This is a genomic window from Pseudomonas sp. MF6755, from assembly GCF_016405635.1.
GTDB lineage: Bacteria > Pseudomonadota > Gammaproteobacteria > Pseudomonadales > Pseudomonadaceae > Aquipseudomonas > Aquipseudomonas haemolytica.
This window is the reverse complement of record NZ_JAEKDA010000016.1, coordinates 65,877-85,582: the sequence shown is the minus strand read 5'-3', so window position 1 is coordinate 85,582 and position 19,706 is coordinate 65,877. Positions and strand designations below refer to the sequence as shown.

Below are 19,706 nucleotides of genomic sequence, written 5' to 3'. Positions count from 1 at the left end.
ATCACCACCAAATGAACACTATAGATTGTAGTCCTATAGGGCGCAATGGGCTGTCATCTTGGTTTTTTGGGGAAACCATAGGTGGCAGCGAAGAACTCATTGGCAGCGGCGATTCGGACGGTAAGGAAGGCGCGTGGTTTGAGCCAGGAAGCGTTCTCCAACGTGTCCAGTCGCACCTACATGAGCACGCTGGAGCGCGACCTGAAAAGCCCAACCATCCAGAAGCTGGCCGATCTGTGCGAGGTCATGGAAGTGCATCCGCTCACGCTGCTCACATTGGCTTATGCCGGTGACAGCACCCGCGAAGCTGATGAATTGCTGGCACAGGTGCGCCAGGAACTCAGGGCGATATTGGAAGAGCCCGACACGCCTTAGCGCGTTGGCGTGTGGTACTGAATTGCAGCAAGCGGAGCGCGCAGCGCCGCAGGCGCGAAGGCGTGAGGGATTGAAGCCGGATGGCCGTGACGGCTTGCCGGCACGGGGCGAAGCCCCGGCACGGGGCGAAGCCCGAAAGCCCGGCGGCGCTTACAGCGCCGACACGCCACACACCGCTCGTTGACACGGATTGCGAGCCACAAGGCACGCATGCAGGCCCGCCGTGACGGGCGTATCCAGCACGCGGCAGCAGCAGAAATCCTGCGCGTGCGGTGCTGCGATCAGCAGCATCGCGCCCCGCCGCAGTGGGCGGGACGCGGTAAGCGGCTGTCAGGCCGCCTTCGGCTTGTTGCGCGACCAGATCAGGTCGTGCGTGCCGTCCTCGTTCTCGATCAGGCGGGCATAGACCGTCGCCGGGAACGAAGGGTCGTCGATGGATACGGACAGGTATTCCCGCCCGGCCTCGCTGGTCTTCTTCCACGCTGCGCCGACTTCGTGGCCAGCCGCTTGCAGGTGGAAGTCGGGGGCGTTCTCGGTGTCGCCCTTGTCGTTGGGAACCAGCTTGACCTTGACGTTGAGCGTCAGGGTGCGAAGCGTGCCGGTGAAGCCGTCTTTCTCTGCGGTGAAGGTGCCGATGTTAGCCATGATGTTTCTCCTTTCGGGTTGAACAAGGTCGCGCCAGTGCGTCCTTGTTGTGATCCGGCCGGCGGGGGATGGGCTGGTCGCACCGCACAGCGGTCGCAACAACGTGGAGAACCTGGAAGCGAAAAGAATTTGTCCCGCGAGGAATGCGCGCAGCGCAGGGGAAATTGTTTTCGCTGCAAGGTTGCGGCCATCAAGCACAAGGCGCAGCCGCGCCACCGCCAGGATTCACAACAAGACAAGGACGCACAGGCCGCCCGCTCCCGAATGGAGACGTGGCCAACTCGGCATCCCCGCGTGACGGCTGCACCGGCTTGCGCCCTGACGCGGGCCAGGTCAATGCCCCGACGACAAGGCCAGAGCGCCCCTGCCGCAGCTCACGGCCACATACTGAGGCGTGGTGTGGAAGCTCCATAGAAGCGAGGCTGGGCGGCGTGTCGGTGAACCGTCTTTCGTGACGTACAGACAACGAACCGCCAGCGTCGGGGACGGCACGCTTTCGTGCAACCTGCCGCAGCAAGCCGGGGCGTAGCCACACCAGCCCCGCCCATTGCGGCGGGGCTCGGTCGAATCGTTGGCGGCGCGATGCGCCGCCACACTTGCTGGCTTCGTGGATTTCGCGCACGAGCGCCCTTGTGCGTGGCCCCATCGCCGCCTGTCCGAAGGCGGCGATGGGGCGTTTTGGCTTTGAGCAGTGAAACCGGGCGCGGCCACCGCCGCGCCCGGAGTTTTCGACCACCGGCCCCAAGGCGGCACGGCTTGGGGCCGGTGCGGCTCGTTATTCCTTGGTTTCGATGATCCACCACACGGCGCGCGGCAAGGCGCGGCCCGTGAGGGGATGCAGATCGGTCAGGTCGGCGCGGGCCGTCCAGCCACGCGGCGGACGGTAGCCGCGCACGTCGCCGTCGCCGTGCCAGCGGCGGGCGCGCACCGTGCCGGAGGCATAGGTCGCAGCTATGCGGGGGCGGTTTGCGGGTTGGTGGGTCATGGCAGGCATCCTCAACATGAAGCGCCCCGGCCGGAACCGGGGCGCTATCTACGGTGCGAAGTCACGCGGCCAAAGCCTCGGCCTGCGGCTGGTCATCCGCCACGGCGGCCACTTCTTCCTGTGCTTCGGCTTCGCCATCCGCCGGCGCGTCCTGCCCGGTCTGCTGCGGGCCTTCGGAGCGGAAGATGGCGGGCATCCAGCCGGTGCCAGCGGCCAGCCGTTCGGCTTCGCTGGCAATGTCGCCCTTCTTCAACTTCGCCAGTCGGGTGACGTGCGAGGGCGCGAACCCGCCAACGGCTTCCAGAATCGCGGCCTTCGGCACATGCCGGAAGTAACCCTCATTGGTGGGCTGCCACCACGCGGCCATATCCAGCCCCACGGCCTGCGCCAGTTCCGCGCCGGGCTGGTGCGGCGTGGCGCGAGGCGTCACCACGTCCACCGTGGAAGCTAAGCACACGGCCAACAGCCGCACCAGTTCATCCTGTGATTTCGCCAGCAGCGCGGCGAACAGTTCGGCGCTGTCCTCCGGCAAGGTTTCGCCTGCCACCTGTTGCAGTTCGCGCAGCGCCACGGCGGCGGGTGATTCCGGCCAGTCCGGGGCCATGCCTTCCAGCCGGTCTTGCACCGTGAGGCGCACACCCAGCGGCAGGTCGTGCCCGTAGTGCCTTTCCTGCAAGACGGTCTGCACCATGCCATGCACCACGGCGGCCAGCGCTGCTTGCGGATGCCGTGCAACTTCGATTTGCAGCGCAGCGGTACGGTGCGCGCTCAACCGCTGCGCCAGTCGGTCAGACATGGCGGCGGTCTTGGGCTGCTCGTCGTCCTCGCCTGCGTCCTCGTTCGCGGCTTCGCCTTCGCTGCCGAAACCCTGCCGCAGCCGCTCCAGCGTGCGCAGTGCCTTGGCCTCCGCTTCGCGCAGCAGCCCGCGATGAATCGCGGCCTGCCCGTCGCGGTCGATGGTGACAATGGCACCGGCTGCGGCCTTCACGTTGGCCGCATAGTCCAGCAAGCCATCTTCCAGCGCCTGCAACTGCTCGCCCAGGCGTTCGCCTTCTTCCTGCAAGGCATCGGCCTTTTCCTCGTCCTCGTCGTCCAGCGCGGCATCCACCGCCTCGGCCAGTTCGTGCAGCTTGGTTTGCAGCTTCTCGATGCGCTGCGCGTCGCGCTTGTTCGGACTGCGGCGTTCCCTTGGCGCACGCTGGAAGGCTTGCAGATCGGCATGGGTCATGCCCGGCGTGGCATCCACCCACGCCCAGCCCTCGGCCTGCACCTTGGCGGCGATACCTGCCAGCTTGTCCTGCGCCAGCCGTTCCAGCAGTGCGGCATCGGTCAGATACACGCCTTTGTCGCCCTCCGCGAACAGGTCGCGGCGGATGCCACCGCCTTCCTGCTCGTAGCCGTCCAGCCCGACAAAGCGCACCAGCGGATGCCGGTAGGCGTCGATTTCGCGTTCGGTCAGGCGGTCGCGCAGGTTGTGCGGGCCGCGCTGCCATGTGGGCGCATCGTAGAACGCGGCTTCCTGCGCAGCATGGTCGTCGGTGATGGCGAGGGCCATCAACTGGTCAAGGCTCACGGCCTCGGCCCGGTAGTCGGCCAGCAGGCGCGGCGACACGTTGGCGAGTTTCAGACGGCGCTGCACCACCAGCGGCGTGACGCTGAAATCCGCTGCAATGTCCTCGATGCTGCGGCCTTCGGCCACGAGCGCGGCGAACGCCTCGAACTGGTCGGCGGGGTGCATGGCTTCGCGCTGCACGTTCTCGGTGAGGCTGGCCGTGCGGGCGGTGCCATCGGCCACCAGCAGGCAAGGCACCTCCCATTCCTTGCTAATGCGGTGCTTTTTCGCCAGCAGCTTCAACGCTGCGAGGCGACGGTCACCGGCCACGACCTCGTAATGCTCGCCATCGGCGGCGGCAATCACGATGAGGTTTTGCAGCAGGCCGACACGCTGGATGCTGGCGGCGAGTTCGGGAATGGACATGCGCGGGGTCTTGCGCACGTTGCGGCCAGTGGGACGCGACACCAGCCGCGACAGCGGAACCAGAATCAGGTTCTTGGTCGGATCAGCGGCTTCCAGCGGGATAGCGGCGGCGGTGTTGATGGCGCGGGCTTCGGTTTGGGTAACGGCGTTCATGGTGATAACTCCTATCGGTTCAGGGATGCAGCAGCGAAGAAAGCGACAAGGGCTGCTGCCTGCCCCTGCCGCGTGGGGATTCAGGCTTTCAACTGGCGCATGCCATCGGCCAGCAGCCAGAGGGCGCGATTTAGTCGGATGTTTTGGTCGATGCCCTGCACCGGGCGGGTTTGCTGTCGGCGCCCGTTGGCGCTGCGGCCACGCAGCCCGCCTTGGGTCAGGTTTTCTTGGGTGCGGTTGAACACGCTCCACAGGTCGGGGCGGCGGTCGTCGAAGCGGCGCGGCATCAGGATTTGCGATTCCGTGATGGGCGCGGGCTTGTCGGGGTCGTCGTACTTGAGGGCGAGCGCGGCGCGGGCGAACACTTCGGATTCGCCATCGTCCAAGGTGATGCCGCGCATGGCATCGCGCGATTCCTTCACCCGATCGAAACCGCTCAAGACTTCGTAAGCCCCCTCAATGACCAGACCGGCCACGTCGCCTTTATGGGGCACTCGCACATCGGCCACGGTGTTGCCGCAGACAAGGCCATTGCTGCACACGAACCGGAACATTCCGGCCAGCATCTGATAGCTGCTGGTGCCGTCGTGCGAGTTCAGCAGCACGATTTCGTTGGCCTCCGCGCCGTTGATCTGGCTGGCATGGCGCAAGCGAATCATGTGTTTGGTGTGCTCGCGCTTGCCTTCGTCGCGCACGCGGGTTTGCGTCACCATGAAAGGCTGGAAGCCTTCTTTGCGAAGCTCGGTCAGCACGGCGGCGGTGGGGATATAGGCGTACCGCTGCGAACGGCTCTCGTGCGGGGCATCCGCGAAGATGGACGGGGCCACGCGGTGAATCTGGTCGTCGGACAGCGGGTAATCGCTGCGCAGCGAGGGGGAGCGGAAAGCGAAACGGGATGCGAGTTGCATGGTCTTTCTCCTGACAAAAGAGGTTTGCTGTTCACACCGCACACCGGATTTCTAGATTCGGAGCCCAGCCTTTCGGCTGTTTGGTGCGGTCGGCACGAGGAACCCGGTTGGCCCTGTTGCCACCGTCTTTCCTGAGTTCATCGCCCGCGCCCAAAGGAGCGCGCGGACGGGGGCCGTCAAGGAGCCAAGCGCAGGGTTGGTGCGGCCCGCAGGCGCAGCCGAGGACACGGCCCTGCGCGCCTTGACGGCACACGGTCGCGGGCTACGGTCGCGGGTAAGGTGATGAAGTCAGGGGAGACGGCTGGACAAGGCAACGGCCATCCCTTTGTGCTGACCGCACGCAAGCGAAGCGCGCAGGCCCGAAGCTGGAAGCCGGGCCGTAGGCGTCAGCGATGCGGAAGGCTGGCGAAGCCAGTCCCGCCAGGGATGAGCGACTAGCGAACCTGGAGCAGCGCGATCCGCGAAGCGGAGACGCAAGAGGACTCTTCGTTTACCATTTGTTTCGCAAGCAAATGATGGGAAAGCAAGAACACGGAGATATAGAGATGATTGTCTGCATCAACCGCCTCAAACAGTTCGGAATCTTCAGCGACTTCAATGGAACGAAGATCCAAAAGTTCGGCCGGTACAACCTGGTCTATGGTTGGAATGGAACAGGCAAGTCAACGTTATCGAATCTATTCTCTTGCTTTGAGCTTCGCTCGATGGTTCCCCGCTTCAGCACGGGCCAATTTTCAGTAGTTCTGGAGGATGGCTCAACGATCACGGAATCCACACTCCACTCATCCCAATTGAATATTCATGTTTTCAATCAACGCTTCGTGCATGAGAACATTGATTGGGACAAATCCGTAAAGAGCATCCTTCTTATTGCGAAAGAGAAGATTGATGACTTGCAGAAGCTGGAGAAGCTGAAGAGCGAGCTTCAGTCGAAAAAGAAGGCTCACGACGACAAGCAAAGCGATATCAAGAAGCAGCGTGAGGCATTAGAGAAGTTCCTGACCAATGCTGCCAAGAAAATGAAGCTTGGACTTCAGGCGATTGATACGAGCGACAGTTATTACTTGAATTACGACCGCCGCAAGCTCTTCAACTTCATACAGAATAACGGCGAGACAATTATCAAGGCGGAGTCGGTTCTTCCAGATGAGAGGGTTATCGACCTTACGAATGCCGCCAAGCCAGATCAGCTTCCAAGCATTGCTTTCGCCTCAACGGCCATTGAGCCGGACTACTTTAAGAAAGCGGCGGGCCGCATCAGAGATTTGATTGGGACTACGGCGGTCAATCAAGCAATCCAGCGGCTGACCGATAACCCGGAAATCCGCGAATGGGTTCAAGCAGGCTTGGAAATCCATAAAAACCACGACTCGCAATCCTGCGAGTTCTGCGGCTCTCCGTTCGCCCAGCTTCGTGCCGAGGCGCTTGCTGCCCACTTCAGCAAGGAGTTCACGGAGTTTCAGAGCCGACTTCAGAACGCGGCGACATGGATTGAATCTCAAGGCGCTCCAGCTAATCAGTTTCCCGCATCGACCGAGTTTTATAAAGAACTATCGGCCGAGGCAGAGAAGCTTCAAAAGGACTACGCAACTGCTGCTGAAAAGATCGACCAGCAAATCGACGCCTGGCGGGAAGCCCTGAAGGCCAAGATCACAGACCCTGGGAAGACAGACATTCAGATCTCGGATGTGGTTGAAGACGATGTCACCAATTTCAATGACATCCTGAAATCGATTGTTGCTCTCGTTGGAAAGCACAACAATAAGACTTCAAATTTCAAATCTGAGACCTCAAAAAGCAAGGTGGCACTGGAGCTTCACTTTGCTGCGGCTGAGGTGCAAGAGTTTGACTATGCTGGAAGTGAGAAGAAGTGCAATGACCTTGAGTCAGAAGCAAAGAACGACCATAAGGAAATTGAAAAAATTAGTCTAGAGGTCGGAGCCATAGAAGCGGCGCTCTCGAATGAAACGGTCGGGGCAAAGGAGTTCAATGACATCCTGCATCGCTTCATTGGCCGCTCTGAGCTTTGCCTGAACTTCAATCAGAAGAAGAAAGGCTATGAGATCATCAGAAACGGGGTTGGTGAGCACGATGGGAATTTGAGCGAAGGTGAGAAAACTGCGATTGCATTTGTCTATTTCATCACGAAGCTCAAAGAAAATGGAAATAACATCAAGGATACGATCGTCGTCGTTGACGATCCGGTCTCAAGCTTTGATTCTAATCACTTGTTTCACGCCTACTCGTTTTTGAGAACGCAATGCACTGAAGCCAAGCAACTTTTTGTGCTGACTCACAACTTCACTTACTTTAAGCTAGTGAGAGACTGGTTCACTGGCACCAATAGGAATCGAGTCAAAAAAGGCAACGCCGAGAATTGCTTCTTTTATCGCCTGGATGCGCCACCTGGCTCCCCTCGTCACTCCCTACTTGTGGATGCCGACGACTCACTCAAGAACTACGGTTCCGAGTACCACTATATCTTCAAGAAGCTCTACGAATATAGGGCGCACACAACACTCAATCGAGATGAGGCGTTCTTGACCGCCAACCTCGCCCGAAAGCTTGTTGAATCGTTTTTCACCTTCAAATATCCAAGGCGTCGAAGCGACATTAGTCAATTGATGGAGGCTGGCCTAAAAGATTGCACCATCACGACACCAGAGCTTAAAGAAAAAATCTACCGCTTTATCAATAAGTATTCACATAGCGACGTTATTGAGATAACAGAGGAATCCGCAGAAAACTTGGCAGGCGAAAGCCACAGCGTCATCGGGAACATCTTCCAGTGGCTGGAAGAGGTGGACAAGAAACATTACGACGAGATGATTCAGGTTGCGACGGCCTGAGCATCAGGCCGCGAGGGCCATAGCTATGCCACCAGGCGCAGCAAAAAGGGGCCGAAGCCCCTTGGGCTAGATCAGCCCATGCTCGGCGAACGATGCCGTTTCGTTGCCCGCAACGATGATGTGATCGAGCACGCGCACGTCCACCAGACCCAACGCTTCCTTGAGCCGCTGGGTCAGCGCCCGGTCAGCCGCGCTCGGCTCGGGGTTTCCGCTCGGATGGTTGTGCGAAACGACGACCGCCGCCGCATTGAGCCGCAGCGCCTCCTTGACCACTTCGCGCGGATACACCGACGCACCGTCAATAGTGCCGTGGAACATCTCCCTGTATTCGATCAGACGATGGCGCGTATCCATGAACAGCACTACGAACACCTCATGCTCGAAGCTGGCCAACTTTGTACGCAAGTATTCCTTGACCGCCGCCGGCGAAGTGAACTCTGCTCCGCGCCGCATTTTCCGGTCAATGACCTGGCGCGCAGCTTCCAGAATGTCGTCGGCCGATGCCGGTAGATAGCGCCCGTGCGCGTCGCGCACCAGCAGACAGGAATCGAACGAGGGAAAGGACAGTTGCGACATGATCGTGCTCCGGTTGCTCGGGCGGAATTGCCCGGAACCGGCGGCAGCACGGCGCAGCGCAAGCAGTCAGGGGTCGCAGACGGCCGCCAGGACGCAAGCGCGCATGGCGCGCGCCGCCCTTGACGGCGAGAACGCCGTGATACGGTGAAGGGAACAGCAAGACCGCCCACACCCGCCCACTGCACAGAGTCGATTTTTGGCAAGCGGAGCGCGCAGGCCCGGATCAACGAGCCGGGACGGAGGCGTCAGTGATGGAAGCCCGACAGGGGCGAGACTCGCGCAGCGAAGCTCGATGCGCAGCACGACAGCGCGACGGCGGCACGCCGGGACGCCCGACTGCTTGGGACAGGACTACTCGTTGTCCGTCTTGCGCTGCTCGATTTGCAACTGCGCCCGTTGCGTTGCCTGTTGCAGCCGCTCCACCAGCACGCCCCTCGGCGGCAAGGCGGTCAGATACTCGGCAACGTGGATGCCGGACTTGTCCAGCTCCAGCAATTCGATCTGCTCGCGCTTCTTGCCGGTGCAAAGGATGATCCCGAGCGGCGAGGCTTCCTCCGGCTCCCGTTCGTGCTTGTCTAGCCACCGAAGGTAAAGCTCCATCTGCCCTTTGTAGGCCGCCTTGAAGTCACCTACCTTCAACTCCACCGCAACCAGCCGCCGCAGCTTGCGGTTGTAGAACAGAAGGTCAAGGTGGAAATCCTCGTCGTCGATCGGAATGCGCTTCTGCCGGGCGACGAATGAGAAGCCCGCGCCCAGCTCCAGCAGGAAGGACTCCATTTCACGGATGATCGCCGCTTCCAAGTCGCCTTCCTGCCAAGTGTCCCGCAGGCCCAGGAAGTCGAGGATGTACGGGTCGCGCATGACCAGGGCCGGCGACATGCGCTGCGCATCGCGCAGGGTCGCCAACTCCTGCGCTATGGTTTCTTCCGGCTTTTGGGAAAGCGCCGTGCGCTCGTACAGCATCGAGTCGATACGCTCGCGCAGCGTCCGCACGCTCCAGCGTTGGGTGCTGGCCATCTGTGCGTAGTAGTCCCGCTGGAGCGGGTCTTTCAGCGGCATCAGGGCGATGAAGTGCGTCCAGCTCAATTCTCGTATCAGTGATACGAGAATTCGCTCGTCGGGGAAGGTGGCGGCGAACTGCACCATGCGGCGCAAGTTCTGCTCTGCAAAGCTGCTGCCGTACTCCTCCACCAACTGCGCAGCCAAGGTGGGCAGAACTTCCTTGCCGTAGGCGCCCCGGCGCCTGTCCAAGACCTGCGTGTGGATGCGTTGGCCGATGCGCCAGTAGAGCATCGTAAGCTCGCTATTCACCGTCGAGGCGGCGCGCAAGCGCGCCGCCTCGATCAGTGCCCGAATGTCGCCCAGCAGCGCCGCGGGCGCTGCGAGCGATGCTGCTGATGGCCGGCGCCCGTTCATGCCACCGCCTCCGCAAGCTGCCGCGCGCCCGTGATGGCTTGGCGGCGGCTGGCCACCAGCTCGGCCGCCTCGCGCACCGGCTTGTCCTCGGTGTGGACGTAGTGCATGAACATCGCCACGGTCTTGTGGCCCGTCAGCTTCATTCCCACTTTGGTCGGCACACCGGAATTGGCAATGTCGGTGGTCGAGCGATGACGGATGCCGTGCGTGCCTACGTGCGGCACGCTGGCGGCCTTGAGCGTCCGGCACCAGCCGCCATAGTGCTCGCCAAAGGTCAGGTGCTTGGCCGGGTCGTTCGGCGACGGCAGGACGTAAGGGCAGCCTTCCAGACGCGGCGCCGTCGAAAGCAGCCGATAGGCTTCCTCGCTCATGGGCTTGGAAATGCCGCCAACCTTGCTGTCGGGCCACACCACGCGCCGGTTCTCGAAGTCCAGCCAGCTCCATTCGAGCGGGCAGATTTCGGAGCGCCGCGCCGCAAACTCGAATTGCAGCCGGATCGCCAACGGGATGACGTAGTTCTCCAGCCCCTCCGCCTCCAGTTTCTCCAACTGGCGGAAGATCCGCACCATTTCCTCGTCCACGATGAGCCGGGTTTCCTTGCCCGGCGGGTACATCGGGACGTGGCGGCACGGATTCGTGCCGTCCGGGCGGAAGCCCCAGACTTCGGCCAAGTTGAACATCTTGCGCAGCACGCCGAAGGTCTTGTTGGCCTCGGTCGGCTTGTAGGCCAGCTTTTCCATGAGCCCCGCAATGTCGGGCCGCTTCACGTCATGCACCTTCTTGCGGCCCAGCAGCGGGATGATGTTGCGGTCGATGACGCCCTGGTAGCCGTCCTGCGTGCTGACCTTGTTGCGCTTCTTGGAGTAGTCCTCCATGAACTTTTTGCACAACTCGGCCATCGTGGGCGCCTTGCGCGCCTCGGCCTTGGCACCGCCGGGATCACCACCCCGGCGAACCTCGGCCAGCCAGTCCTGCGCTTTGACCCGCGCCTGTTCGACGGTTAGCTCCCCGTAGAGTCCCAGCGAGGGCTTGCGGGGCTGGCCAGAGTTCGTGCGGTACTGGAGCATGAACACCCGGCGTCCCGTCGAGGTAATCTTGCAAAGGAAGCCGGGCACGACGGTATCCCGTAGTTCGATGTCCTTCGCCTGGGGTTGCGCCGACTCTACGGCGGTCTTGGTGAGCTTGATCTTTGCCATGATGACTCCTTGGAACGACCCGGATTCCAGGAGCCAGATAGGAGCGGCGCGAGGGAGAACCGGGTCAAGTTTCAGAAAGCACCGGCATATGATGGAAGCGCGTAAGCTATTGATAAACCTGCTGTATCGGGCTACGTCGCAGTCCAGCGAACTACCGGGCTGGAGTCATCGTGAAACAAAAAACCCGCCTTCGAGCGGGTTCAGTGGTAACCGTTTTTTTAGTGCTTTGCGGTTGGAGTCAACGGCGGTTTTTCCGATGCGTCCTCTTCTACCCGGCGGAACTCTTCCTTGATCGCCCTGCCCGCCCCCATCAAAGGAGCGAAATAGAGCCGAGGAGCCGCACGGGCAGCATTCATGAATTCAGAAAAAAATGTCGTTTTCATTGCAGGAACTCCTGTGTCACCTGAAACCGAAAATCAAATTAATATATAGCAAACTCGGCAGGAAGCGGCAAGTGAATCTAGCGCCCCTAAAGTCGGGACGTAAAAAACCCGATGCGCAGTACGCACCGGGTGGGGTGTAACGTTACCGTCGAGACGGAAGGTCAGACTAATTGAACAATGACATGGTGCCAATTTGTACAACGAATGGAGCCGAATGTTTGTCGTCCTCAAGTTTATCTAAAGCCTGTTGGGGCTTCGGGAATTTAAGGATATTGTTACGAACTGGCAAAAGACATCCTCCAATTTCCTCTCCAACTGATTCAAACTGACCATATCCGACTGACTGACCAGCCATTTCTTGAGCAGTAGTTTCAGATACACCATTAAGAATTTCCTGTGGAATCCCTTTAATTCGCGCATGCTCGCCCTTCGTAAACAGCCTGCTAAGTTCAGGTCGAACAGGGTGAATGAGGAACGGTTCAGTTGAGCGTCCTTTGAAATAGTGACGCCCGATTACACCGCAGCCATCCTCTTTCCCGGTTAAAAGTTGTCGCCGAAACCCTTTCCCTGCTGCCTTATCGCGGATCTCCTTTTCGGCGAGATACTCATACCGTTTCCAACGATCGTCATCGAGAGGAATCGGATCGAGAATGTTGCTAATGCATGATTCCCGCACGTTGTTTACTTTCAAATTATCAAAGGAGAATGTCTCACCTAGACCTTTGGTAATTGCGACCAACACCATCCGCTCACGACGCTCAAGAGCGCCGAAGTCCCATGCATTCAATACAGTTTCATGTAGCTCATAACCCAAATGAATCAAGACTTTGCGTATGGCAGACATAGAGGCTGTATTCGCGTAATCACTGACATTCTCAATGAGGGCAATTGCAGGATTTAAAGCTCGAACCCAGTTAAGATAGTCAATGTATAAAGCTCCTGCTTCATCATGATCTTCAGCACATTTCAGTTTATTTTTAGACTTCCCGCTCCTTGATGCGCCAACGCAAGGGATCCCCCCAACTAAAATACATACTTCAGGTGTATTATCTCCCAAGTAGACATCCCGAACATCTGAACTAATTGCAATCGAATCCTCTGTCCAAAGCTGAGGATTATTCCGCAGCGATGCATCGAGATATTCGCTTTCAAGTTCAACACCAACCTGGATGAATGAACCAACTCCTGCACGGAGCATTCCAGAGTGAATTGCCCGGTCCAAGACCCCCCCGCCATGGAAGAGACTTGCCACCGGCAGTTTCTCGCCACGATCGAGCTTGTCCTTGATTCGCTTGAGCCGCTCACGGATCTTGGTTTGTATCTGAAGCGCTGTGATTACGATCCGACCACGCCGTAAGGCAATCCTGACCTTATCGTCGTCTTCGAACACCTCTCGGATTTGTCCGCTGCGGAGATCGATCACTGGGTGTATCACCCCATTCCGCTCCCGCTTTGAAACGGTAAGGTGCTTTCCAGTAAAATCAAATGGGACTTCGATCAGCTCCAGCCGCTTGGCAGTGACATCAGCTTTAATCGCGTACTTCTTCCCGATCTGGACACCGCCATGGTGCAATTTCTGACCCTCCATCCAGACACGTGGCAGGCCTTTCGATTCACCGATTTTCGCGTTGATAATTGTCGTCATGGTATTGCTCCTGTTTGACGACACATCCCCCTGACGGGGTCTGTGCCCAGTCGGGGGAATTGAATTTGGTGTAGTCCTCGTGCCTGGGAATGCGGAACACAGGGCGATACTTTTTGCAGGCATAAAAAAGCCCCCGAAATTCGAGGGCTTTATGTGAACGTTATGCCTGACTGTGGCGGGCACCTGCGGAGATAAGCACTTGCGAAAGAAGTTCTGGCCCGGCCGTTCGGAAATCGCCCACGTACCAACGGGCGAGTTCAAATTGCAGCTGGGTTAGTCGGATATAGTCGACCGTCCCCGGAGACGCCGGCATGCGCAAACACTTGCCATCGGTCAATGCCACCACACTTTCATCGCCAACCTCGGCGAGTAAGTTGTCTGCCGCATGCGCGGTCTGAGCATCGCTCCATCCGAGTAACCTGGCGAATGATATGAGAATCTCATTCCTGCTGATTTCAAAGCTACAAGGCATAGCAGCCCCTTCCTCAAACAGTTCAGAAATGTCACCGGTGACCATGCACAAGCATCGGCCCTGATCGGTGCTGATCACTTCTATGCGCATTCTGGGAATGCTCTGCTGGCCACAGCAAGATTCTGCGAGTTGTGAATGGAGTTCAGAAGTCGAACAGGACAGAAGATCCGCAACATCAACGATCGCAATCGCTTGCAGCTGGAAGCTTTCGTCATAAGCCCAATATGTTTTCGATTTTGGAAAGTATGCGTACATCGGAGCACCTCTCTCGGAACACCACCCTAAGGGTGGCTTAGGGTGGGGGGTTAGGATGGCCACAAAGGCCGTTGTCACCGAAAGAGATGTTTCACAGGGCCTTAGACGCCCCTGTCAGAAGGCCTTACTGGACTGTTCAGGTGACCATGACCATCAAACGCCTTGCGGTGGAATTTCCTCCCCGCCCAACGCATCAATGAGCAATGGCAAAAACTCTTTGAAGGTGAGCATCATCAGGGTGAAACTTGCGTCAAGTTGGCCGAGCGCGTCATCCCCCCCGTCCTGTGTTGCCTGGTCTTCCAAAAGGCTTTCGAAACGCAAACGCTTAATGATCATTTTGTCATCGAGCATGAACGACAGCTTGTCTTGCCATGCCAGCGCAAGCTGCGTTGCTACTTTGCCGATACCCAGGTGGGTGGCAATCTCTTCGGACGTCAGATCCTGGCGCTTGCAGCGCACAGTGCCGCCGTCTTCATGAGTGTCCCGCAGCTCGCATTCGTCCAGGACGAAAAAGCCCTCTGCGGCCTTCTTCGTATTCAGCCACTCGGTCATGGTCGAGACCGGTGAGATCTTCACGGTCAGGGGCCGTACAGGCAGCGAGCCCATGACTTCACGCAGGGTTGAGAGCACGTCCTCGGCCCGCTTTGGACTTGCGCTATTGACCAGTATCAGCCCGAGCTTCGGAGCGATCGCTGCGAAAGTGGATGTTCGGCGAATGAATGCCCGCGGGAGGAACGCCTGAATCACCTCGTCCTTGATCTGGTCACGCTCCTTCTTATAAACCTTGCGGCTTTGCTCGATCTCGATCTCTTCGATTTTTTCCTTCACTGCATCACGCACTACCGAACCCGGAAGAATGCGCTCCTCCTTTCGGGTGGCGATCAGAAGAAACTCACCGCTCTGATGGACCAAGGGGGCATCGTCACCTTTACCGAAAGGAGCCACAAAGCCGTATGTCGCTACCTCTTGCGAGGCGCAGGCCCGGGCAGGTTTGCTCTTGAGCGCCTCCTCCAACACTGACGCTTCAAAAGGAATTTCCTGGGTCAGTCGGTACACCAACAGATTTTTGAACCACATTTGGTTTTTCTCCAGTGAGGAACACCATACCGACCTCATGGGGAGGTCAGTAGATAGTTGAATTGGGGGATTACTGCTGAGTGTGATCAAAGAGGCGCAACGCAGTGCGCCTTCTCGCTATCCCACTTTGCTCGTTGGCGGCGGGTGCACGTTGGCTCCGCCGATCTCGGAATAAGCGTCAGGTTTTCGCACAGGGGCCCACCATCCCCCCCACTGAGAACAGGGCACAGCTTTGGCCAGCCCTAATTGTCCTTCGCTGACACTGAAACCACTGGTGGCCGTATCACGGCGTACCTGGACAAGGTCAGCCTCAACCCCCGGCTGTCCGCCCCAGTTCCAGTAACTACCTGGGCGCTCTGGAATGGATTGGGTCCATGCGTGCCCTGTCACGGCTTCGAGGATGCTTTGAGGCTCTATGGTGATTCTGGCGTGGGGATGCTCGCAATCCGCCTCATTTACCGCCTTGAGCGCTTTTGCGTGGCCTATGCAAACCTGAGTGGGGCTACCGGAATGGTCAAGGTTCTCGTGACACATGAACTTCCGGCTGCCGCACGCGCTGTAATCGGCGTCTTCGGTGGTCACCGATGACTGATTGGCATGAGTCCCATGTCGGTAAACGCATCCCGAACAAAGCCCTCGGGGGCAAACTCCAGCCGACAGCATGACGCCTGACATCGCTCCGGCCAGGGTAGGCAGGTTGATATCCTCTGCGACATGAGGGTGCAGTCCACCCTCGGTGATGAGCAGGTCGATTGCGCCAAGCCTGCAATTTTCGATTACGGCATTGGCGCACCCAATCATTTGAGTAAACAGTCTGATGACATCATCGACACCCGCGGAGTTGGCGTACCGTGAAAGCAGTGTTTCGCGCTCTTGTGTTGAGGCTTCCACCACTTTCGACAGAAACTCGGCCTCGACTGCGGAAAGTTCATAGTCGTGCGCGGGCGCCGGCGCCACAGTATGAAAGAGGTTGGCCGGCAGGGGCCATTTGCCCATGGCTTCGTCGACCTCTAAATCGAGGTCGAATCCATCCAGCGGGTCTCCCATGCCCAGACGAACCATTGGCACGTTAGCGTGCCCGGTACGCAGTGACTGCTGACGCAACCAAAAGTAACGAAGTGCAGCTGCAATATAAGCTGAGCCGGCGTCCGCTTGAGAACTGATGTAAATGGCGTCTACGGGTTGTTCTTGCGGGCCCATACCAGCCTCCTGATCACTTAGCCGTGGGCAATTTTCAGCTGTGCGCCTGGCGCACGTGCTTCGAGCTCTTCGCAACGCGAAGTAACTTGCTGAAGCGCCCGAGTGAGAACATCGATGGAAGGCTGGTTTTTCAAAGCTTCCAACTGAGCCTCGAGTTCCTTGCAGCGTTTACTCAGCTGCTCCATTTGCTCTACGTTCAAGATGCCCGTTTCATCCTCGATTAACGTGCGCTCCAGGCGTTCAATAATTTCACTGTTCATCGAACGGTGGTTGGTTCTTGCGACTTCGTTGATGCGATCGCGCATACCATCAGGCAAGCGCACGACAAATTTATCGGCAGTACGGGAAGTAGTAGTCATGGGTAAACCTCAGATAGATGGGGCCAATGGCCCTGGTCGATTCGGATAATCAGGCAACCCGCTGGTGCCGGGCCTTGATCTCTTGGCAGTGCTTCGCCTCCACGGTCAATAGCGACCGTGGGTTAGAGAGCAATCGTGCAAGGCCGATTTCTTCGCCGGTCTCAGCGCACCAGCCGTACTCGCCGGTGTCGATAGCGTCGAGCGCCAACTTGATTTCGCGTATGTTTTGATTCTCGCGGTCGATACTGGTCAGCAGGCCCTGCCGTTCTTGCTCGATGAGAGCAACATCCACCTCATCGGCCGCTTTTTCGAGGCCCGACATGTCACTGCGCAACGCTTCGATCCGCGCAACAGCATCACGACGTTGGGACAGCAACAGTTCACGGAAAAAAGCGATCTGTTGTGGCTCCATGTACTGGTCTTTAGGTTGATCGAGCAATTGTTGCGGCGTCATCAGTGCGGGCCCTCGTAAAGTCTTTATCTACACCGACGCGCTTGGCTTCAGTGCATCGCTTGATTTGAACACGGAACGATAATACTGGCAGTATCATGTCAAAGCAACACCATATTATGTATACGTGTTACTGCCAATATTCGCAGCGAGATCGGCGCCTTGAAACGACAGCGACCCTTGAACAGGGACGAAAAAAAACCCCATCACAATGTGATGGGGTCTAGGGTGACGCTTTAGATAATTGCCGGAAGGTCGTGCTTTACGCTTCGGATGTCGAGGAATATCGACGACACACCTTTGTAGTGCTGCGGGTAGTTTTCGGAGAAACAGGTCAATGCTGCACCTGGGCTTCCACCACCTGTTCGAAACAAGCGGAGCTGGCCGGAGTCGACCGATCGATACACGATCACGAATGCCGCGTCCTCTGGAAAAGTATTGAGCGCATAGTCTGCGGATACCCCTGCAAGGCCCATCATCTCTACAACCCATTGCATCGATTCCACTTTACCGTGAAGTTCTGCCTCTGCCTCCTCTTTGCTGCCGAGTGCAATTGAAGTAGAGAGAAAGTCTCCTTCTTTTTGAGCCTGAGCCAACTTTTCGAAATCACTCAGGAACAAATGCGCGAGGTCGCCAAACTTCACCACCAGCTTTGCTTTCTCAAGATCCAGTTCCCGGTAAAAATCGGGAGCCTGCCAATCGTCGGCTACGCCGATCACTTGGCTGTCGTGAGATGTAGATTGAGTCAATGCATTCATCGGATGGCTCTCCTGAGCGTTATTAAGTACCAAGGGATGTCGGACATTGTTCTGTAAAGAGTGAAACCTCAGGCCTTCGCAATCCTGACTTTTCGCACAATCACGCCTCGCTGTTCGAATGCCTTGGCCACCCTCTGTTGACGCTCAACTTGGCAGTCTCCGAAGATAATGGCATGGGTAACGCCACCTGGGAGGGTGCTCGGGTTTGTGTGCCGAGTTACCGCCGATTCGGAAACTCTCAAGGTCTTCCCCAACGTCCCAAGTTTTGCATCCACCTTCATTAACGGATCAGCCACCAGCGCCATTACCTGATGTTCAATGATCATGCCGGCGATCTGACGGATGTGGGCGTCACTAAGTGGCGAATCCGCAGTACTGACGAAAAGCTTGGGGATGACGTTGATGTTTTTGTCGATCAAAGCCTCCTCGCGCAAAAAAGTGACCGCCTTACGGCAAGAGTTGCACTTGTAAATTGCTCCACGAAGAATTCTGTTGTGCCTTCGCTTGGACATTCGATGCTCCTTGCAGCCGCATCGATATACGAATGGAATATTTTCGACGCTCGACGTGTCCATCGAATGGCAGCGATCAGGTGCCAAATTGAAGGCTTCGATCATCACGCTTTTCCATTCGACACCATGAGGTTTAATCCCTTTCCCCCACTTACTTCGTGCAATGTAATGAGCGACTTCGTGGGGGCAGATCTGATCTAGGTATTCCTTCAGGTTTTCACGCGCCAGCACACGATTGAACCGAAAGTACCGAGTTTCCTTGCCGGTAGATCTACATCTTCGGTAACAGAAGTACCCCCCCACCACACCGGTAAGGTCAAACTTAATTGGGATCTCTGGAAAGGTTTCCCCAAAATGAGCGGAGGCCAGGTGTAAGCACTCGGTCACCCGCTTCTTGATTGCCTTGAACTCGTCAACTGGCAACATGATCAGACTTCGGTCGCTCGCGTAAGCTGCTCCAGCAACTGGGTGGGAAGATTCCGGATCAGCAGAGTTTTATTTTCTGCATCAAATTCAAGCTTATTCCCGAGCAAGTGCTGCTCAAAGCTAATAGACAACCCCTCGAAACGGCCGCTGAATCGTTGGAATCTGTTCAGAACCTTTTTGTCAGCTGGAAACTCTTCGCTCAGGCCGTAGTCCTTCAAGCGTAAATGCTCGATGAACGCTGTTGGTCTGTCCTCATCAATTAGAGAGGACAATTCAGACAAACCAATGGACTGGCCAATTTTGGTTTGGCTGCTGGCGTACTGAACCAGCGTCTGAGTTTTTTCTCGAGCGGACTCCTCGGGGAGATCTTCTTTTTCGACGAAGTCGCTGAAGGCCTTCAACAGGGTCCGCGTTTCGCCCGGCGAGTCGACGCCTTCTTGACAGCCAATGAACTCCTGGAAGTAATCACTGGCTTTTCGTCCAAGCTTGGGCTTGATGAAAGACACGTATTGCTTTGATGCCGGGTTCCCTTGCCATTCAGAAATGTTCACCCGGGCCGCCAGGTGGACGTGGCCAAAATCCAAATGCGGAGCTGAGACCACGTTCATGTTTTCGTCCAGGCTCACCCCTGTGCTTTGATGCAGCAGCGCGATCGCGAGATAGTCGGTCAGGCCTTGTTGGTAGTGAACCATTAGCACGTGCCCACCCACCGACAAGTTCGACTCGTCCATCAGCCTGGTGAGGTGCTCTACAGCGTGCCGGCTGAATTCCATGAAGTCTGACTTACCTTCGAGGTAGGTCTTCAGCCAACCGCGGAATGGGTAGGCACCAGACTCTCCATGGAAAAGCCCCCACCCTTTGGATTGTTTCCAGTTGTAGGCATCGTTGAAGTCGTGCAGCAGGTTCTCGAGGACGTCCGTTTGCGGTAGCTCGGTGTCCCGAAGATGCAGGACTGCCGGATTACCGTCGGGCTTTTTATCAATGGAATGAATGACGCAGGACTTGATGGGCATAGCGATTCTCTCGAAAGCACAATGAGTAATCCCGATAATATACTTACGCGTTAGGAATCCATAATATCAAATGC

18 protein-coding genes and 1 pseudogene are annotated in these 19,706 nt (G+C 57.6%); 2 read left to right on the top strand and 17 right to left on the bottom strand.

Annotation, left to right across the window (positions count from 1 at the left end; all coding sequences use genetic code 11):
- Positions 1-81: 81 nt before the first annotated feature.
- Positions 82-375, top strand: a complete 294-nt coding sequence (locus JFT66_RS21460; protein ID WP_006379425.1) for a helix-turn-helix domain-containing protein — start codon at positions 82-84, stop codon at positions 373-375.
- Positions 376-705: 330 nt separating this feature from the next.
- On the opposite strand, the gene JFT66_RS21455 is transcribed toward JFT66_RS21460, so the two are convergent.
- The 4 genes from JFT66_RS21455 to JFT66_RS21440 form a co-directional block, all read right to left on the bottom strand.
- Positions 706-1,020: a DUF736 domain-containing protein gene (locus JFT66_RS21455; protein WP_001273857.1), complete on the bottom strand. Its 315-nt coding sequence runs from the start codon at positions 1,018-1,020 to the stop codon at positions 706-708.
- A gap of 775 nt (positions 1,021-1,795) precedes the next feature.
- Positions 1,796-2,005, bottom strand: a complete 210-nt coding sequence (locus JFT66_RS21450; RefSeq protein ID WP_022580212.1) for a hypothetical protein — start codon at positions 2,003-2,005, stop codon at positions 1,796-1,798.
- A 61-nt stretch (positions 2,006-2,066) separates the two neighbouring features.
- On the bottom strand, positions 2,067-4,136 hold the full coding sequence (locus JFT66_RS21445) for a ParB/RepB/Spo0J family partition protein (RefSeq protein ID WP_000994919.1): 2,070 nt from the start codon (positions 4,134-4,136) through the stop codon (positions 2,067-2,069).
- Positions 4,137-4,216: 80 nt separating this feature from the next.
- Complete coding sequence (locus JFT66_RS21440) at positions 4,217-5,044, bottom strand: DUF932 domain-containing protein (RefSeq protein WP_003092327.1); 828 nt, start codon at positions 5,042-5,044, stop codon at positions 4,217-4,219.
- Between the two features lie 392 nt (positions 5,045-5,436).
- Here JFT66_RS21440 and JFT66_RS21435 point away from each other — a divergent pair, with 392 nt between their 5' ends.
- Positions 5,437-7,893, top strand: a complete 2,457-nt coding sequence (locus JFT66_RS21435; protein ID WP_001223964.1) for an ATP-binding protein — start codon at positions 5,437-5,439, stop codon at positions 7,891-7,893.
- 66 nt (positions 7,894-7,959) lie between these two features.
- Here the strand turns inward: JFT66_RS21435 and radC are convergent, their stop codons facing one another.
- The 13 genes and pseudogenes from radC to yejK form a co-directional block, all read right to left on the bottom strand.
- Positions 7,960-8,469: a RadC family protein gene (gene radC, locus JFT66_RS21430; RefSeq protein ID WP_003092330.1), complete on the bottom strand. Its 510-nt coding sequence runs from the start codon at positions 8,467-8,469 to the stop codon at positions 7,960-7,962.
- A 351-nt stretch (positions 8,470-8,820) separates the two neighbouring features.
- Entirely contained in the window at positions 8,821-9,885 is a 1,065-nt protein-coding gene (locus tag JFT66_RS21425; protein WP_003092331.1) for a PDDEXK nuclease domain-containing protein, read from the bottom strand.
- Entirely contained in the window at positions 9,882-11,081 is a 1,200-nt protein-coding gene (locus JFT66_RS21420) for a tyrosine-type recombinase/integrase (RefSeq protein WP_001062689.1), read from the bottom strand. The genes JFT66_RS21425 and JFT66_RS21420 overlap by 4 nt, the downstream gene beginning before the upstream one ends.
- Positions 11,082-11,299: 218 nt before the next feature.
- Positions 11,300-11,464 (bottom strand): hypothetical protein, encoded by a 165-nt coding sequence (locus JFT66_RS21415; protein ID WP_198860110.1) that lies wholly within the window; start codon positions 11,462-11,464, stop codon positions 11,300-11,302.
- A gap of 166 nt (positions 11,465-11,630) precedes the next feature.
- On the bottom strand, positions 11,631-13,109 hold the full coding sequence (locus JFT66_RS21410; protein WP_198860109.1) for a DNA cytosine methyltransferase: 1,479 nt from the start codon (positions 13,107-13,109) through the stop codon (positions 11,631-11,633).
- 160 nt (positions 13,110-13,269) lie between these two features.
- Positions 13,270-13,836 (bottom strand): hypothetical protein, encoded by a 567-nt coding sequence (locus JFT66_RS21405; protein WP_198860108.1) that lies wholly within the window; start codon positions 13,834-13,836, stop codon positions 13,270-13,272.
- A 153-nt stretch (positions 13,837-13,989) separates the two neighbouring features.
- Positions 13,990-14,913 carry a recombination-associated protein RdgC gene (gene rdgC, locus JFT66_RS21400; protein ID WP_198860107.1) on the bottom strand — a complete coding sequence of 308 codons (924 nt, stop codon included), beginning with the start codon at positions 14,911-14,913 and terminating at the stop codon, positions 13,990-13,992.
- A gap of 117 nt (positions 14,914-15,030) precedes the next feature.
- Positions 15,031-16,113: a hypothetical protein gene (locus tag JFT66_RS21395; RefSeq protein ID WP_198860106.1), complete on the bottom strand. Its 1,083-nt coding sequence runs from the start codon at positions 16,111-16,113 to the stop codon at positions 15,031-15,033.
- Positions 16,114-16,325: 212 nt separating this feature from the next.
- Positions 16,326-16,472: pseudogene (locus JFT66_RS29870) on the bottom strand (Arc family DNA-binding protein); the annotation flags it as partial.
- 49 nt (positions 16,473-16,521) lie between these two features.
- Entirely contained in the window at positions 16,522-16,926 is a 405-nt protein-coding gene (locus JFT66_RS21385; RefSeq protein ID WP_198860104.1) for a TraR/DksA family transcriptional regulator, read from the bottom strand.
- A gap of 233 nt (positions 16,927-17,159) precedes the next feature.
- Entirely contained in the window at positions 17,160-17,681 is a 522-nt protein-coding gene (locus tag JFT66_RS21380; RefSeq protein ID WP_198860103.1) for a hypothetical protein, read from the bottom strand.
- A gap of 68 nt (positions 17,682-17,749) precedes the next feature.
- Positions 17,750-18,619, bottom strand: a complete 870-nt coding sequence (locus tag JFT66_RS21375; protein ID WP_198860102.1) for a SprT family zinc-dependent metalloprotease — start codon at positions 18,617-18,619, stop codon at positions 17,750-17,752.
- Between the two features lie 2 nt (positions 18,620-18,621).
- Positions 18,622-19,632, bottom strand: coding sequence for a nucleoid-associated protein YejK (gene yejK, locus JFT66_RS21370; protein WP_198860101.1), 1,011 nt, complete (start codon positions 19,630-19,632; stop codon positions 18,622-18,624).
- Positions 19,633-19,706: the final 74 nt, after the last annotated feature.

Bases quoted from the DNA above. Each gene is read 5' to 3' on its own strand.
- JFT66_RS21385 (WP_198860104.1), bottom strand. From the start codon at position 16,926: ATGACGCCGCAACAATTGCTCGATCAACCTAAAGACCAGTACATGGAG.
- JFT66_RS21415 (WP_198860110.1), bottom strand. From the start codon at position 11,464: ATGAAAACGACATTTTTTTCTGAATTCATGAATGCTGCCCGTGCGGCT.
- JFT66_RS21450 (WP_022580212.1), bottom strand. From the start codon at position 2,005: ATGACCCACCAACCCGCAAACCGCCCCCGCATAGCTGCGACCTATGCC.
- JFT66_RS21445 (WP_000994919.1), bottom strand. From the start codon at position 4,136: ATGAACGCCGTTACCCAAACCGAAGCCCGCGCCATCAACACCGCCGCC.
- JFT66_RS21375 (WP_198860102.1), bottom strand. From the start codon at position 18,619: ATGTTGCCAGTTGACGAGTTCAAGGCAATCAAGAAGCGGGTGACCGAG.
- yejK (WP_198860101.1), bottom strand. From the start codon at position 19,632: ATGCCCATCAAGTCCTGCGTCATTCATTCCATTGATAAAAAGCCCGAC.
- JFT66_RS21435 (WP_001223964.1), top strand. From the start codon at position 5,437: ATGCGGAAGGCTGGCGAAGCCAGTCCCGCCAGGGATGAGCGACTAGCG.
- rdgC (WP_198860107.1), bottom strand. From the start codon at position 14,913: ATGTGGTTCAAAAATCTGTTGGTGTACCGACTGACCCAGGAAATTCCT.
- JFT66_RS21440 (WP_003092327.1), bottom strand. From the start codon at position 5,044: ATGCAACTCGCATCCCGTTTCGCTTTCCGCTCCCCCTCGCTGCGCAGC.
- radC (WP_003092330.1), bottom strand. From the start codon at position 8,469: ATGTCGCAACTGTCCTTTCCCTCGTTCGATTCCTGTCTGCTGGTGCGC.
- JFT66_RS21405 (WP_198860108.1), bottom strand. From the start codon at position 13,836: ATGTACGCATACTTTCCAAAATCGAAAACATATTGGGCTTATGACGAA.
- JFT66_RS21425 (WP_003092331.1), bottom strand. From the start codon at position 9,885: ATGAACGGGCGCCGGCCATCAGCAGCATCGCTCGCAGCGCCCGCGGCG.
- JFT66_RS21410 (WP_198860109.1), bottom strand. From the start codon at position 13,109: ATGACGACAATTATCAACGCGAAAATCGGTGAATCGAAAGGCCTGCCA.
- JFT66_RS21380 (WP_198860103.1), bottom strand. From the start codon at position 17,681: ATGAATGCATTGACTCAATCTACATCTCACGACAGCCAAGTGATCGGC.
- JFT66_RS21420 (WP_001062689.1), bottom strand. From the start codon at position 11,081: ATGGCAAAGATCAAGCTCACCAAGACCGCCGTAGAGTCGGCGCAACCC.
- JFT66_RS21395 (WP_198860106.1), bottom strand. From the start codon at position 16,113: ATGGGCCCGCAAGAACAACCCGTAGACGCCATTTACATCAGTTCTCAA.
- JFT66_RS21455 (WP_001273857.1), bottom strand. From the start codon at position 1,020: ATGGCTAACATCGGCACCTTCACCGCAGAGAAAGACGGCTTCACCGGC.